This window comes from Streptomyces sp. NPDC040589 (assembly GCF_055594445.1).
In genome coordinates, this window is record NZ_JBVIWP010000001.1 from 476576 (window position 1) to 491956 (window position 15381).

Below are 15381 nucleotides of genomic sequence, written 5' to 3' on the forward strand. Positions count from 1 at the left end.
GTCGCTTACCCCCTGCGGTCGGTGCCAGGCGTACTCGGTCGGGGGACTCCCCCCTGGCACCATCGTCGCTCCGCCTGGTCAGACGGGGAAACTCGGGAAAGGGTTGCACAACGGACTGTGCCCACCGCGTACGGCGGTGGGCACAGTGCGTGTTCGTCACAGCGGGGTATATCCCGTTCACCTGCGGTTTCAGCCGAAGATGTCGTACTGCTTGAAATCGGTACCTACGGACTTCCTTGTGGCAAAGATCTCGCTGGTCGCCTTGCCGGTGCCCGGGTACAGGTAGAGCGTGCCGCCGGGGGTGCGGGCCAGGAAGTCGGCCTTGCCGTCGCCGGTGATGTCGCCGGTCGCGTCGAAGGCGTTGTAGCCGCCCCAGGAGCGCACCTTGACCCGGGCCGAGAAGGCGCCGGAGCCGGACTTGCCGGTGCCCTTGTAGAGGTAGATGTGGCTGCCCGACTTGCTGCGGGCGATCAGGTCCGTCTTGCCGTCGCCGGTGAAGTCGCCCTTGCCGCGCACGGAGTTGTACTGGTTCCAGCCGGAGCCGACCTTCACGCGGGCGGCGAAGGTGCCGTTGCCCTTGCCCGGGTAGATCCACATGACGCCCGCGGAGTCGACCGAGAGCAGGTCGGGCAGGTAGTCGCCGGTGACGTCACCAGGGGTGATGACGCGGGTGCGGGTCTTCCAGTTGTCGGCGATCTGCTTGGTCGACCAGGTGCCGCTGGAGACCACGTAGTGGGTCCAAAAGAGGTCGCCGTCGCTGCTGCGCCGGTAGACCAGGTCCTGGTATCCGTCGCGGTCGAGGTCGGTCTGCAGGACGACGTTGAAGCCGTTCCAGTTGCCCCAGGACTCGCGGGCGGCGAACGACGTGCCCTTGGAGTCCTTGGAGTAGCCGGTCTTGGTGGAGGCGTTGCGCACCCACAGGTCGGCCTTGTGGTCGCCGCTGATGTTGGTGTCGTCGACGCGCGGATAGGCGGTGCCGACGTACGTGCTGACCTTGCTGAAGACGCTGTAGGCGCCCTTCGCCACGCAGTCGGTCACGCCCCAGGACACGACACCGACGATCCGGTTGTCGACGACCAGCGGGCCGCCGGAGTCGCCGTTGCAGGCGGAGGTGGTGCCGGTGTCGCTGCCGGTCGCGGGCTTGCCCGCGCAGACCATGTGGCCCTTGACGAAGTCACTGCCGTAGGCGCCGGCACAGGTGGTGTCGGACTGGACGGGCAGCGTGGCCGTCTTCAGCGTCTCGGAGATGGCGTCGCTGGTGGAGCTGGTGCGGCCCCAGCCGTAGACCTTGGCGCTGGTGCCGGCCTTGTACGACGTGGTGTCACCGGATGTCGTCATGCGGATCGGCTTGGCCTTGACCGGGACCGGCAGGGTGAGCACCGCGATGTCGTTGTCGATGGTCGTCGCGTTGTACGACGAGTGGTTCCACTGCCGCCAGACGCCCGTGACGGTGCCGCCGTGCAGGTCGGTGCCGTCGGCCGAGGGCAGCTGGGAGGTGCCGGTGACGACGGCGCCGTTGGCGTTCCAGTTGTAGCCCTTGACGCAGTGCGCGGCGGTGAGGATCTTCGTCGGGGCGACGACGGCGCCGCCGCAGAAGAAGCCGATGTCGTCGCTCGTGCTCGAGGTGCCCCGGTCGTCGTAGTAGTGGAGCTGCGCCATCCACGGGGCCGAGGTGATGGTGGTCTGGCTGCCGCCGATGACCTTCGGGTCGATGCGGCCCTCGTTCGTGCTCGCGCTCAGCGACGCCTTGCTCGCCCTGCCCGCGGTGTCGTCGCCGGCCAGGGCGCCCGCGACGCGCTTCTCCAGCTCGGCGGACGACGGCGAGCTGGTGGCGGGCTTGACCGTCGGCTGCGGCAGCGGGGTGGCCGCGTCGGCGGATGTCGTCAGCAGCGCGGCTGCCACGGCGGCGGCGATACCGGCCGATGCGACGGGTAGTGCGATGCGTATCCGGCGTCTGTGCCGCCCGCCCCCAGGCATGGATGTACCCACGTATGTCCCCCCTCGGGATCACATGTTCGAAGAGCGTGATCCTACCTGCACACGAACACCACAAAGGGCCGCCCCCGTCCGTTTCCGGACGGGGGCGGCCCTTTGCGCAGTCCTTGCCTCAGTCGCCGTTGCCCGGCATCGGCGTCGTCTTCTGGATCTGCATCAGGAACTCGGCGTTCGACTTCGTCTGCTTCATCTTGTCCAGGAGCAGCTCGATCGCCTGCTGCTGGTCGAGGGCGTGCAGCACACGGCGCAGCTTCCAAGTGATGGCGAGCTCGTCGCTGCCGAGCAGGATCTCTTCCTTACGGGTACCGGACGCGTCCACGTCCACCGCCGGGAAGATGCGCTTGTCGGCGAGCTTCCGGTCGAGCTTGAGCTCGGCGTTGCCGGTGCCCTTGAACTCCTCGAAGATCACCTCGTCCATGCGGGACCCGGTGTCGACGAGCGCGGTGGCCAGGATGGTGAGCGAGCCACCGTCCTCGATGTTCCGCGCGGCACCGAAGAAGCGCTTCGGCGGGTACAGCGCCGTCGAGTCGACACCACCGGACAGGATGCGGCCGGAGGCCGGGGCGGCGAGGTTGTAGGCGCGGCCCAGACGCGTGATGGAGTCCAGCAGGACGACCACGTCGTGCCCGAGCTCGACCAGCCGCTTGGCGCGCTCGATGGCGAGCTCGGCGACGGTCGTGTGGTCCTCGGCCGGGCGGTCGAAGGTCGAGGAGATGACCTCGCCCTTGACCGACCGCTGCATGTCGGTGACCTCTTCCGGACGCTCGTCGACCAGGACGACCATCAGGTGGCACTCGGGGTTGTTGTGCGTGATCGCGTTGGCGATCGCCTGCATGATCATGGTCTTGCCGGTCTTCGGCGGGGCCACGATCAGACCACGCTGGCCCTTACCGATCGGCGACACGAGGTCGATGATGCGGGTGGTCAGCACGCCCGGGTCCGTCTCCAGACGGAGCCGGTCCTGCGGGTACAGCGGCGTCAGCTTGTTGAACTCCGGCCGCCCGCGCCCGGATTCGGGCGCCATGCCGTTGACGGAGTCCAGGCGGACCAGCGCGTTGAACTTCTCGCGGCGCTCGCCCTCCTTCGGCTGACGCACGGCACCGGTGATGTGGTCACCCTTGCGCAGGCCGTTCTTGCGGACCTGGGCGAGGGAGACGTACACGTCGTTCGGGCCGGGCAGGTAGCCGGACGTGCGGATGAAGGCGTAGTTGTCGAGGATGTCCAGGATGCCCGCGACGGGGATCAGGACGTCGTCCTCGGTGATCTGCGGCTCCTGCACGTCGTCGCGGCCGCGACGGCCACGACGGTCGCGGTAGCGCCCGCGACGGCCACGACGGCCGCCCTCGAAATCGTCGTCGTCCTGCTGCTGCTGGCCACGGTCCTGACGACCGCCGCCGCCCTGCTGCTGGCCCTGCTGCTGGCCGCGCTGGCCGCCCTGCTGGTCGTCGCCCTTGTTGCCCCGGCCGCCGCGGTCACGGTCACGGTCGCGGTCGCGGTCCCGGCCGCGGTCACGGCGGTCGCGGCGGCGGCCCTCGCCGCCGTCACCGGCGTCGGACTTGGCGTCGTTCTGGGACTGCTGCTGCGACTGCTGCGCCGGGGCCTCGGCCTTGGCGTCGTTCTTCGCCTCGGCGGCGACCGTCTCGGGAGCGGAGGCCGGGGCTCCGGCGTCGGCGGTGGCGCGGCGACGACGGCGCTCCGAGGGCGCGTCGTCACTGGCGGGCTGACCGGGGATCTCGATCTGCTGCTGCGCCACGGCCTTGTCGGCCTTCTCGGCGGGGGCCTCGGAGGCCTGCTTCGCGTCGGCCTTCTTCTCCGCCTTCTCGGCGTTGTCCCCCGTACGGGTCCGGGAGGTGGCGCGGCGCTTCGGCTTGGTCTCGGCGGGGGCGTCGGCCTTCGCGGCCGGAGCGGCGCCGCCGGACGCCTGCGCCTCCTTGATGACCTCGATCAGCTGGCTCTTGCGCATACGCGCGGTGCCCTTGATGCCGAGGCCTGATGCGACCTGCTGCAGCTCGGCCAGCACCATGCCGTCGAGGCCGGTACCGCGGCGCCGCCGGGAGCCGGCACCGCTGGCAGGCGCGGAGGCGTCCGTGGCGGGCGCGGCAGCGGTCTCCTCGACACGTGCGCCCATCAGATCGGTGGTGTCGCTCACGAAGGGTCCTTCCCTGGAGCGGACGTCGGCCTGTCTGGCTCGGCGACCGGTTGTGCTGTCCGACTTCGGTCCGTGTGGTGTGAACCGTGCCGGGGCGGTGGTCCGCCTAAGCGGCGGAGGAATCTGGTGATGGCGCTTCCTTGAGCCGTGGCACCCAGTGTCAGTGTCACGCGGCGTGGTCGCACCGGTTCCGGAGCGTGCCCTGCGCCCCGCTCAGTGTCCGCGTACGGCGTACGAAACACAGTGCGGCTTGGGGGGCTCCCGGAAGAATGTCTGTCCCGGACGGGGACACGAGGCACCTCGCCATGGTGGGGTCGGGTGCAGACTTGAGGTTAACACTACCGGATCCAACAAACATTCCCCCTCTCGAAATCCGGCAACCGTGTGCTTTTAGAAGTCACCGGGGGCCGCGAGCGGAAGAACACTCGCGCCCTGCTGATCGAGACTCAGCCGGTTCGCGGCCCAGTCCGCGCCCGCCAGGGCCTCGACCTTGTCGGCGGTGCCCGCGTCGGTCAGCGCCATGACCGTCGGTCCGGCGCCGGAGATGACCGCGGGGACGCCCTCGGCCCGCAGCCGCTCCACCAGCGCCGCGCTCTCGGGCATGGCAGGGGCGCGGTACTCCTGGTGCAGGCGGTCCTCGGTGGCGGGCAGCAGCAGCTCGGGGCGCCGCGTCAGGGCCTCGACGAGCAGGGCGGCCCGGCCCGCGTTGACCGCGGCATCGACGTGCGGAACGGAGCGCGGGAGCAGGCCGCGCGCCGTCTCCGTCAGAACTGGTTTTCCGGGCACGAAAACCACCGGAACGATGGAATCGGCGGGCTCCATCCTGATCGCGCGGGCCGCGCCGCCCTCCATCCAGGAAAGGGTGAAGCCGCCCAGCAGACACGCCGCGACATTGTCGGGGTGGCCCTCGATCTCGGTGGCGAGCTCGAGCAGCGCGGTGTCGTCGAGCTTGGCGTCGGCGCCTATGGTCACGGCGCGGGCGGCGACGATCCCGGCGCAGATGGCGGCCGAGGAGGAGCCCAGGCCCCGGCCGTGCGGAATGCGGTTGGCGCAGACGATCTCCAGGCCGCGCGGCTGTCCGCCGAGCAGGTCGAAGGCCGTGCGCAGGGAACGGACGAGGAGGTGCTTCTCGTCGCGCGGGAGCGTCTCGCTGCCCTCACCCGCGATGTCGATGTGCAGCCCGGAGTCGGCCACCCGGACGACGACGTCGTCGTACAAGCCCAGCGCGAGGCCGAGGGCGTCGAAGCCCGGGCCGAGGTTGGCGCTGGTGGCGGGGACGCGCACCCGGACGGCGGCGGCGCGGAACGCTGGACCGGCCATCGCTCGATGACTCTCCTTGAGCTGCGTGATTGTCGAATGACGTTCGATGGACATTCGATGCGTACGAGAACCCTGGGGGCCGCTGCCGACCGGGATGGCCGGCCGCTGTCCCGGCCGCAAAGACGGCGCGGCACCGTGCTCTATGCGGAGGCATATGCGGCGGGCGGGTTCAGTACAGCCTATCGAAAGAAGGTTCTGTGGCGACATAGGGCGCACAGGAGGCGCACGATGCGTGTCGTATGAGCCCTGTGCACCCCCTGCGGGGAACCTCCCCGGGCAAGCGCCGTCTTACGCCGGACCGTGCCGAGCGCTCCACCGGCGCTCGGCACGTCCGCGCACGTCAGACGAGTCCGAGGCGCTCCGCCGCGGCTGCCGAGTCGACGGGGACGGTGACCGGCTGCGGGGCGCCGGCGACGGCCCAGTCGGGGTCCTTCAGACCGTTGCCGGTGACGGTGCACACGATCCGCTGCCCCGGGTCGACCTTGCCCTGCTCGGCGGCCTTCAGCAGACCGGCGACGGACGCGGCGGACGCGGGCTCGACGAAGACGCCCTCCTGCGAGGCCAACAGCCGGTAGGCGCGCAGGATCTCACGGTCCGTCACCTCGTCGATGAAGCCGCCGGACTCGTCCCGCGCGGCGATCGCGTGGTTCCACGACGCCGGGTTGCCGATGCGGATGGCGGTGGCGACGGTCGAGGGGTCCTTGACGATCTCGCCGCGCACGATCGGGGCGCTGCCGGAAGCCTGGAAGCCCCACATCCGGGGGGTCCGGGCGGAGACGCCGTCGGCGGCGTACTCCTTGTAGCCCTTCCAATAGGCCGTGATGTTGCCCGCGTTGCCCACCGGCAGGACGTGGATGTCGGGCGCGTCGCCCAGCATGTCCACAATCTCGAAGGCGGCGGTCTTCTGACCCTCGATACGTACCGGGTTGACCGAATTGACCAGCGCGACGGGGTAGTTGTCGCTCAGAGCGCGCGCGAGGGTGAGGCAGTCGTCGAAGTTGCCGTCGACCTGGAGGATCTTCGCTCCGTGCACGAGGGCCTGGCCCATCTTGCCGAGCGCGATCTTGCCCTGCGGCACGAGCACGGCGCAGACCATCCCGGCCCGCACGGCGTACGCGGCGGCGGAGGCCGACGTATTGCCGGTGGAGGCGCAGATGACGGCCTTGGCCCCCTCCTCCTTGGCCCGGGTGATGGCCATGGTCATGCCGCGGTCCTTGAAGGACCCGGTGGGGTTCGCGCCCTCCACCTTCAGGTGGACCTCGCAGCCCGTGCGCTCGGAGAGCACCTGCGCGGGCACGAGCGGCGTGCCGCCCTCGCGGAGCGTCACGACCGGCGTGGTGTCGGATACCGGCAGCCGGTCCCGGTACTCCTCGATGATTCCGCGCCACTGGTGGGTCATTGCTGGTTACTCTCCTTCAACCCGCATGATGCTGGCGACACCACGCACGGTGTCGAGCTTGCGCAACGCCTCGACGGTCCCGGTGAGGGCGGCGTCGGACGCACGGTGCGTGACGACGACGAGGGAGGCCTCGCCGTCCTTCCCCGACTGGCGAACCGTATCGATCGAGACTCCGTGCTCGGCGAACACGGTCGCGACCTGGGCGAGAACACCCGGTTTGTCGGCCACGTCGAGGCTGATGTGGTAGCGCGTGACCACCTCGCCCATCGGCGACACCCGCAGGGCGGCGTAGGCGGACTCGCCCGGTCCGGTCGCGCCGCTGAGGCGGTTGCGGCACACGGCGACGAGATCACCGAGCACGGCGGAGGCGGTCGGGGAACCGCCCGCTCCGGGCCCGTAGAACATGAGCTGCCCGGCGGCGTCGGACTCGACGAACACGGCGTTGTAGGCGCCGCGGACGGAGGCCAGCGGGTGGCTCAGCGGGATCATGGCGGGGTGCACGCGCGCGGTGACGGACGCACCGTCCGCGGCCCGCTCGCAGATGGCGAGCAGCTTGATGGTGCAGCCCATCTCCCGTGCGGAGGCGAAGTCGGCGGCGGTGACCTCGGTCATGCCCTCGCGGTAGACGTCGTCGAGACGCACGCGCGTGTGGAAGGCGATACCGGCGAGGATGGCGGCCTTGGCGGCGGCGTCGAAGCCCTCGACGTCGGCGGTCGGGTCGGCCTCCGCGTATCCCAGGGCGGTGGCCTCGTCGAGGGCCTCCTGGTAGCCGGCCCCCGTCGAGTCCATCTTGTCGAGGATGAAGTTGGTCGTGCCGTTGACGATGCCCATCACCCGGTTGATCTTGTCGCCGGCGAGGGACTCGCGCAGCGGCCGGATCAGCGGGATGGCACCGGCGACGGCGGCCTCGTAGTAGAGGTCCTTGTCGTGCTGCTCGGCGACGGCGTGCAGGGCGGCCCCGTCCTGGGCGAGCAGCGCCTTGTTGGCGGAGACGACGGAGGCGCCGTGCTCGAAGGCGGTGGTGATGAGGGTCCGGGCGGGCTCGATCCCGCCGATCACCTCCACCACGACATCAATGTCGCCGCGCTTGACGAGGGCGGTGGCGTCGGTGGTGACGAGGTCCTGGTCGATGCCCTCCCTGACCCGGTCGGGCCGCCGTACGGCCACGCCCGCGAGTTCCACGGGGGCGCCGATCCGGGCTGTGAGGTCGTCGGCGTGCGTCGTCATGATGCGCGCCACCTCTGAGCCGACCACTCCACAGCCCAGCAGCGCCACCTTCAGCGGACGCGTACGCATCATCCGACCTCGTTTCCTCATACCGTCTACGGTTGCACCAGTCTCACTCACCGGACGGGACTTTCTGCCCTTCGTCCGGATCGTGAGATATCTATTTCATTTGTACGGGGGTGGAAGACAGGAGATCTTCCACCCCTGGCGTGGCTCAGCCGACGTCGAGACGCAGCAGGTCCTCCTCGGTCTCGCGGCGGACGATCACCCGGGCCTCGCCGTCGTGCACGGTGACGACCGGCGGCCGCAGCACGTGGTTGTAGTTGCTGGCCATGGACCGGCAGTAGGCGCCCGTCGCCGGTACGGCGATGAGGTCACCCGGTGCCAGGTCGGCCGGCAGGAACGCGTCCTTGACCACGATGTCCCCGCTCTCACAGTGCTTGCCGACGACGCGGGCGAGCATCGGCTCGGCGTCGGAGGTGCGGGAGACGAGCGCGACGCTGTACTCGGCGTCGTACAGCGCGGTGCGGATGTTGTCCGACATGCCGCCGTCGACGGAGACGTACGTCCGCAGCCCGTCCAGGGGCTTGATGGTGCCGACCTCGTAGAGCGTGAAGGCGGTCGGGCCGACGATGGCGCGCCCCGGCTCGACGGAGATGCGCGGCGTGCGCAGCTTGGCGGCCTCGCACTCCCTGGTGACGATCTCGGTGAGCGCCTTGGCGATCTCGTGCGGCTCGCGCGGGTCGTCGTCGCTGGTGTACGCGATACCGAGCCCGCCGCCGAGGTCGATCTCCGGCAGCTCGACACCGTGCTCGTCGCGGACGTCCTTGAGCAGCGAGACGACGCGGTGGGCGGCGACCTCGAACCCGGACATGTCGAAGATCTGCGAGCCGATGTGGCTGTGGATGCCGACGAGCTCGAGCCCGTCGAGCTGCAGGGCACGGCGTACGGCCTCGGCGGCGTGCCCGCCGGCCAGCGGGATGCCGAACTTCTGGTCCTCGTGGGCCGTGGCGATGAACTCGTGGGTGTGGGCCTCGACGCCGACGGTGATCCGGATCAGGACCTTCTGCCGCTTCCCGAGGCTCTGCGCGATGTGGGCGACGCGGGCGATCTCCTGGAAGGAGTCGAGCACGATGTGGCCCACGCCGGCTTCGACGGACCTGGTGATCTCGTCGACGGACTTGTTGTTGCCGTGGAAGGCGATGCGGTCGGCGGGCATGCCGGCGGAGAGGGCGGTGGCCAGCTCGCCGCCGGAGCAGACGTCGACGTTCAGCCCTTCCTCGTGCAGCCAGCGCACGACGGCACGGGAGAGGAACGCCTTGCCCGCGTAGAAGACGTCGGCGTCGGTCCCGAAGGCGGTGCGCCACGCACGCGCGCGTGCCCGGAAGTCGGCCTCGTCGAGGACGTAGGCGGGGGTGCCGAACTCCTCGGCGAGCTCCGTGACGGCGATACCGCCGACGGTGACGACACCGTCCTCGTCCCGCGTGACGGTCTCGGCCCACACCTTGGGGTCCAGGGCGTTGAGGTCGGCGGGCGGGGCGGAGTAGTGGCCCTCGGGGTAGACATCGGCGTGACGGGGCCCGGCGGGGTGTGCGGAACGGCTCATATTCGTTTCTTTCAGAGGTGATCGGGTGCTTCGATGCCGAGCAGGGACAGGCCGCCGGCCAGCACCGTCCCGGCGGCTTCGGCGAGCGCGAGCCGGGCGCGGTGGGCGGCCGAGGGTTTCTCCTCGCCGAGGGGCAGCACGGCGGAGAGCGACGGCAGCGTGGCGTCGGCGACGGTGACGAGGTGCCTGGCCAGACGGTCGGGGGTGTGGTCGGTGGCGGCGGCCGCGAGGATGCGGGGGTGGTCGCCGAGTAGGGCGACCAGGGCTTGCGCACCGTTGACGGGGCCGGGCTCGGGCCGGAAGCCGAGGTCGTCGGCGTTGCGCAGCAGGGCCCGGGTGCGGGCGTGGGCGTACCGGATGCGGAAGAGGGGGTTGGTCTCCCGCTGGACCAGATGATCGCCGTTGATCCTGGGCCGGTCGTGCGCGGCGGGGTACAGCAGGGCCCAGCGGGCGGCGTCCCGGCCGAGGGGGAGGGGGTCGGCGGAGGCGGGGACGGGGACGGGGACGGGGCGGATGGTGACGTCCGCGCCGTCGGTGTCCACACCCTGGGTGTCCACGCCCTGGGTGTCCACGCCCAGGACGGATTCCCACTCCGGCGCGGGCCGGCCGTCGTATGTGATGCGGACGGAGTCGCCCCGGCTGCGCAGCAGTCGGGCCGTGGCATCCGCGACCACGGCGGCGCGGACCTCTGCCGGGCACCGGAGTTCGACGAAATTTCCGCCGACCCCCGCGGCATGGCCGTACCGCCGCCCGCGCCGAAGGATCTCGTCGACGAGCGCGGCGGACGCCGCGCTTTCCAGGCTGAGGTTGAGGAACCCGGCCCCGGTGACGACGACGTCGGTGATGCGCTGGTCGTCGAGGAGACGCACTCGCAGTATCTCGGCCACGCGCCGGGGCGGCTGCTCCGCCGCACGGGACAACTGGAGGGCGATGTTGGTGGCGTAGTCGCCGCAGCCCCCGGGGCCCGGGGGCGTGACCACGGCCCGCTCCGGCACGGTCACGCTGAGCTCACCCTCGTCGACAGCGCGACGCACGGCGTGCAGCACGGTGCGGGAGAGCTCGACGGGGGTCACGGGCACCAGCGTATGGGAGGAGGGGGGTGGGTATGCGACCCGGTTTAGGGAGGGTCCGGGATGTGGACGCGGCTTCCCTCAGGAGGCCGAGCGACTGCCCGTCACCTACGGCACGGCCGGCTGATCGAACGTCTGCGCCTGGGCGGCATCGCCCCCGGCGTCGGGGCCACCACCGCCCTGCCGTTCCCGCCGCCGCGCCCGCTCCATCAACTGCCGCACCATCCCGACCAGTTCGGCGGGCTCGAAGGGCTTGGCGAGGAAGGCGTCGACACCGACATCCAGGCCGGCCTCGACCTCGTGCTGGGTGCAGGCACTGATGATGGCGAGGGGGAGGTCGCGGGTCAGCGGATCGGTCCGCAGCCGAGCGGCGGTCCTGATCCCGTCCAGCCGGGGCATGACGACGTCGAGGGTCACGACATCGGGCCGCACTTGATGAACGACATCGAGGCACTCGGCACCATCGGCCGCGGTCACGACCTCCAGCCCCTCCAGCTCGAGGTTGACCCTGATCAACTGCCGGATGACCTTGTTGTCGTCCACAACAAGCACCCGACCCGACGCGCCTGGCACAACTCGAGAGTAGGTCGGCCCCGGCCACCGCGTCCGGGTTTTCCCCACTTCCACCCCGCACGGGCGACCCGCACACCCGCCCTCGACAGCGGAAACCCGTTGATGACCACCCTGAGGGAGCTGGTAGTGTTCTACCCGTCGCCGCGAGCAATCGCGACCGATACGCCCCCGTAGCTCAGGGGATAGAGCAACGGCCTCCGGAGCCGTGTGCGCAGGTTCGAATCCTGCCGGGGGCACCCTGTATGAGGTGCCTAAAGACCCCGTCATCAGCGGAGACGCTGAGTGCGGGGTCTTCGCGTATGTGCAGGCTTGTGCCGCCGGAAGCGGCTGGGTGAGCTATGGACGGGATCTGGGGCCGCTGTGCCTGATCGGCGACAGCGGAACCGGCAAGTCGCACCTGCTCATCGCGCTGGGCACCGAGGCGGCGATGCACGAGTACCGGGTGAAATACGTGCTGGCCACCAAGCTCGTCAACGAGCTGGTGGAGGGGGCCGACGAGAAGCTGCTGGCCAAGACCATCGCCCGCTACGGCCGCGTCGACCTTCTCTGTATTGATGAATTGGGGTATATGGAGCTTGATCGTCGTGGGGCGGAGCTGCTGTTCCAGGTATTGACGGAGCGTGAGGAAAAGAATTCTGTGGCGATGGCTTCCAATGAATCCTTCGGAGGGTGGACCAAGACGTTCACTGATCCAAGGCTCTGCGCGGCGATCGTGGACCGGTTGACGTTCGGCGGCAACATCATCGAGACCGGCACCGACTCCTACCGTCTGGCCGCCACCCGCGCCCGCGCCGAACAGAAGGCCGCCGCGGTCGCCGCGGGCTGAAGAAGACGGCGCCGTCCTACGGGGCCGGGGCACGGCGACGCCCTTCTCCAGTCCTCTACTTGCCGGGCAGTACCGAGCGGTCAGGCGTCGAATCGCTTCTCCTTCCATCTAGTGCTGTCAAGTGTCTCTACAGGTCAACGGGTTGAAGCGATGTAAGGCAAGTCAGGCATGTACGAGTGGGATTCGCTCGGCCGAAACCGTGGAGGCGTTGATCGTCCATGGCGGGTACAGGGGAGGGGTGGCGGTGGCGCTCACGGACCCGACCGGGTGGGGAGACCTGTTCACGCGCGATGTCGCCCGGCAGATGCCGGATAGGTCGGGGCCCCACCCCTCGCGACGGGTTGATCAGTCCTGCGCCACGTTCGCCGCGGTCACATTCTCGATCACGCGGCCGAGTTTGGTCTTGGCCCGGGTCAGGTCCTGGATGCGTGCGGCGATGCGGTCGCGTTCGATGATGAGCTGGTCGAGCATGGCGGGGGTCGCGACGCCGGTGCTCACGCACGGCAGGAGTTCGACGACGGTACGGCTGGAGAGGCCGGCCGCGAAGAGGTCCTGGATGAGTTGGACCCGCTCCAGGGCTTCGTCGGGATAGTCACGCTGCCCACCGGGCGTCCGCGTCGATTCCAGGAGCCGCTGTTCCTCGTAGTAGCGCAGGGCCCGCACGCTGACCCCTGACCGCCTGGCGAGCTGTCCGATGCGCATGACGCAGGTCACTCCCTTCCCGCTCGTACCTCACGTTGACGTCAGGTTTAGGCTAGCAATACCGGCTCCGGGGGCAGCCCTGGGGGCCGATCGAACCGCTGCCTGCGCCGAGATTGATCATGACCCGGTGGCGGACCCGAGGGGCGGTGGCGGACCCGAGGGGCGTTCACGCGGTTCACGTACGCACGGCAGCCCTCGCGTCGTGCCGGGATCGCCGAGCCCGCCCGAGGGCACACGGGTGTCGACCGTGACGGGCGGCGTGATCCCTCGTAGTGGCGCAGGCCCCCACGCTCACCCCCGCCCGCTCGGCAACCTCCCCCATCCGCGCCTGCCCTCCTCCGGCCGGGCGGCAGTTGCGGCTTGCACCTCACGTCAACGTCAGGTTCTAGAGTGACGAGCGCCGGATGAACATGTCATTCCGGCCCGTCAAAGTAAGGCAGACCATTATGCGCGCAGCCCGGTTCCACGAATACGGCGGAGCGGAGAGCCTGGTGATCGAGCAGGCCCCCGACCCCCACCCCGGACCCGGTGAGATCCGTGTCCGCGTCGCGGCGGCCAGCGTCAATCCCATCGACTGGAAGCTGCGCTCCGGCGCCCTGCACCAGCTGATTCCCCTGGATCTGCCCGACATTCCCGGGCGCGACGGCGCCGGTGTGGTCGACGAGATCGGCGACGGGGTGCAGGGGGTGAGCATCGGCGACCGGGTCTTCGGGCTGGGCGGCGTCACCGGCGCGACCGCGGAGCTGCTCATCCTCTCGGCCTGGGCGCACACCCCCGCCACGTGGAACGACGAGCAGGCCGCTGGTGCCGGTCTCGCGTCCGTGACCGCGATGGGTGGACTGAACGCGCTCGGCTCCCTCGCGGGGCGCACCCTTCTCGTCGAGGGCGCCGCCGGAGGCGTGGGCAGCGCGGCGGTCGAGATCGCGGTAGCGCAAGGTGCCACTGTGATCGGGACAGCCAGTGAACGCAACCACGAGTTCCTCACCTCCCTCGGCGCCGTTCCCACCACCTACGGCCCCGGCCTCGCACAGCGCCTCACCACCCTCGCTCCGCACGGCGTCGACATCGTGCTCGACACCGCGGCCTCCGGCTCCCTGGACGACCTCGTCGCGATCGCGGGCGACCCGAAGCGCGTCGCGACGGTCGCCGACCACGCGGGCGGGCAGCGCCTGGGCGCGCATGTGGTCAACGCGGAGAACGATTCCACTCTCCTGTCCGCGGCGGCGGAACTGGGCGGGCAAGGCCGCTACACACCCCGTATCGAACAGGCCTACCCCCTGGAGCGGATCGCCGACGCCCACGCGCACGCCGAGCGCGGACGCACCCGAGGAAAGATCGTGATCTGCATCTGAGCAGGCCGATCTGTATCTGAACAGGCCCACGAGGTAGGTGACTCGCAACGTGCGGGCCTGCGTAGCGAGCGTGCCCTCGATCGGTACCGGCGAGCGGGCGGTCCGAAGCGGGCCGATCTCCAGGTCGCCTCGTCAAGCAGGCCGCCCCCACTCGGGCACCGCACGTGGCACATGAGCCGTCGCCCACGGGACACTGGCCTCATCGAGCTTCAGCAGCCCGTGAGTGGGGTTCACATACGGGTTCTCAATCGGTCGCAGCGGGGCCCGCCAGGTGGAGTCATTTCCCACCTACAGAATCGGGTCTCCCAGGCACCGGGTGGAGTCAGAACTGACCTACAAGTGGCGTCAACCGTCACCTACGAAGCCAACTGGGTCATCGACGGGACCGACCGGGAGGGACAGGCTGTGCACGTCGAGGGCACTGCCACCGACGTCGCCCGGCGGGGTTCGGACGGCCGTTGGCGGTACGTCATCGACAACCCCTTCGGCACCCATGCACACGCCCCTGAATGATCACCGAAGGCCGACGCCTCGACCCTCTACGGCGGCGAGGGACCGTAGGGACATTTAAGTCACTTTCGCCCCATACCCGCCATTGTTCTACCGTGGAAGGGAACGACGCTGCTCATACCCCCCGCACCGAGTCATCGAGGTGACGGTCATGACGGAGACCACACAGCGCAGAACCACCGCTCCCGGCACCAGGACGGGAAAGCAGGACGGGGCCACGGCACCACAGGGCGGCAGAGGGAGCAGCACTTCCCCTGACACCCGTGGAAGCACCGCGATCGCGGACCCGGTCGTGGCGAAGATCGCGGGCATGGCCGCCCGGGAGATTCCGGAGGTTCACAACCTCGGTGGAGGGATGACCAGGGCCTTCGGGGCCGTGCGCCAGCACGTACCCGGCGGGGGCGGCGGGGTCACCCAGGGAGTGAAGGTGGAAGTCGGCGAGCGCCAGGCCGCCGTTGATCTCGACCTCGTCGTCGAGTACGGCGCCGCCATCACCGACACCGCGTCGGATGTCAGGACCAACGTCGTCAACGCGGTGGAGCGGATGACCGGCCTGGAGGTCGTCGAGGTCAACATCGCCGTCGACGACGTACATCTGCCGGACGAGGAGGAGGACGAGTCCGGGCGGGAGGAGCAGCGGCGCGTGACCTGA

The 15381-nt window shown here is 69.8% G+C and carries 12 protein-coding genes, 1 tRNA gene and 1 pseudogene; 5 read left to right on the plus strand and 9 right to left on the minus strand.

What is annotated here, in order from left to right; translation table 11 throughout:
* Positions 1–189: 189 nt before the first annotated feature.
* The 8 genes from ACZ58V_RS02080 to ACZ58V_RS02115 form a co-directional block, all read right to left on the minus strand.
* Entirely contained in the window at positions 190–1977 is a 1788-nt protein-coding gene (locus tag ACZ58V_RS02080) for a trypsin-like serine protease (RefSeq protein ID WP_471288723.1), read from the minus strand.
* A 130-nt stretch (positions 1978–2107) separates the two neighbouring features.
* A complete protein-coding gene (rho, locus tag ACZ58V_RS02085; RefSeq protein WP_471287905.1) occupies positions 2108–4144 on the minus strand; it encodes a transcription termination factor Rho in 2037 nt (678 codons plus the stop codon).
* A 390-nt stretch (positions 4145–4534) separates the two neighbouring features.
* Positions 4535–5464, minus strand: coding sequence for a homoserine kinase (gene thrB / locus ACZ58V_RS02090; RefSeq protein ID WP_189723219.1), 930 nt, complete (start codon positions 5462–5464; stop codon positions 4535–4537).
* 340 nt (positions 5465–5804) lie between these two features.
* Positions 5805–6863 carry a threonine synthase gene (gene thrC / locus ACZ58V_RS02095; RefSeq protein ID WP_468188079.1) on the minus strand — a complete coding sequence of 353 codons (1059 nt, stop codon included), beginning with the start codon at positions 6861–6863 and terminating at the stop codon, positions 5805–5807.
* Between the two features lie 6 nt (positions 6864–6869).
* A complete protein-coding gene (locus tag ACZ58V_RS02100; protein ID WP_468188078.1) occupies positions 6870–8162 on the minus strand; it encodes a homoserine dehydrogenase in 1293 nt (430 codons plus the stop codon).
* A gap of 142 nt (positions 8163–8304) precedes the next feature.
* Positions 8305–9696: a diaminopimelate decarboxylase gene (lysA, locus tag ACZ58V_RS02105; protein ID WP_468188076.1), complete on the minus strand. Its 1392-nt coding sequence runs from the start codon at positions 9694–9696 to the stop codon at positions 8305–8307.
* Positions 9697–9707: 11 nt separating this feature from the next.
* The gene (gene nrtL, locus ACZ58V_RS02110; RefSeq protein WP_471287908.1) at positions 9708–10769 is read right to left on the minus strand and encodes an ArgS-related anticodon-binding protein NrtL; all 1062 of its coding nucleotides are present in this window, start codon (positions 10767–10769) and stop codon (positions 9708–9710) included.
* Between the two features lie 105 nt (positions 10770–10874).
* Positions 10875–11387, minus strand: coding sequence for a response regulator (locus tag ACZ58V_RS02115; protein ID WP_468188072.1), 513 nt, complete (start codon positions 11385–11387; stop codon positions 10875–10877).
* 116 nt (positions 11388–11503) lie between these two features.
* Here ACZ58V_RS02115 and ACZ58V_RS02120 point away from each other — a divergent pair.
* A tRNA-Arg gene (locus ACZ58V_RS02120) sits at positions 11504–11575 on the plus strand.
* A gap of 113 nt (positions 11576–11688) precedes the next feature.
* Positions 11689–12165: pseudogene (locus ACZ58V_RS02125) on the plus strand (ATP-binding protein); the annotation flags it as partial.
* A 345-nt stretch (positions 12166–12510) separates the two neighbouring features.
* Here ACZ58V_RS02125 and ACZ58V_RS02130 read toward each other — a convergent pair.
* Positions 12511–12867 (minus strand): MerR family transcriptional regulator, encoded by a 357-nt coding sequence (locus ACZ58V_RS02130; protein WP_037673837.1) that lies wholly within the window; start codon positions 12865–12867, stop codon positions 12511–12513.
* A 446-nt stretch (positions 12868–13313) separates the two neighbouring features.
* Here ACZ58V_RS02130 and ACZ58V_RS02135 point away from each other — a divergent pair, with 446 nt between their 5' ends.
* The 3 genes from ACZ58V_RS02135 (at position 13314) to ACZ58V_RS02145 (ending at position 15381) form a co-directional block, all read left to right on the plus strand.
* Entirely contained in the window at positions 13314–14219 is a 906-nt protein-coding gene (locus ACZ58V_RS02135) for an NADP-dependent oxidoreductase (RefSeq protein ID WP_468188070.1), read from the plus strand.
* Positions 14220–14558: 339 nt separating this feature from the next.
* Positions 14559–14732, plus strand: coding sequence for a Cif family virulence factor (locus tag ACZ58V_RS02140; protein ID WP_471287909.1), 174 nt, complete (start codon positions 14559–14561; stop codon positions 14730–14732).
* A gap of 148 nt (positions 14733–14880) precedes the next feature.
* Positions 14881–15381 carry an Asp23/Gls24 family envelope stress response protein gene (locus tag ACZ58V_RS02145; protein WP_468188068.1) on the plus strand — a complete coding sequence of 167 codons (501 nt, stop codon included), beginning with the start codon at positions 14881–14883 and terminating at the stop codon, positions 15379–15381.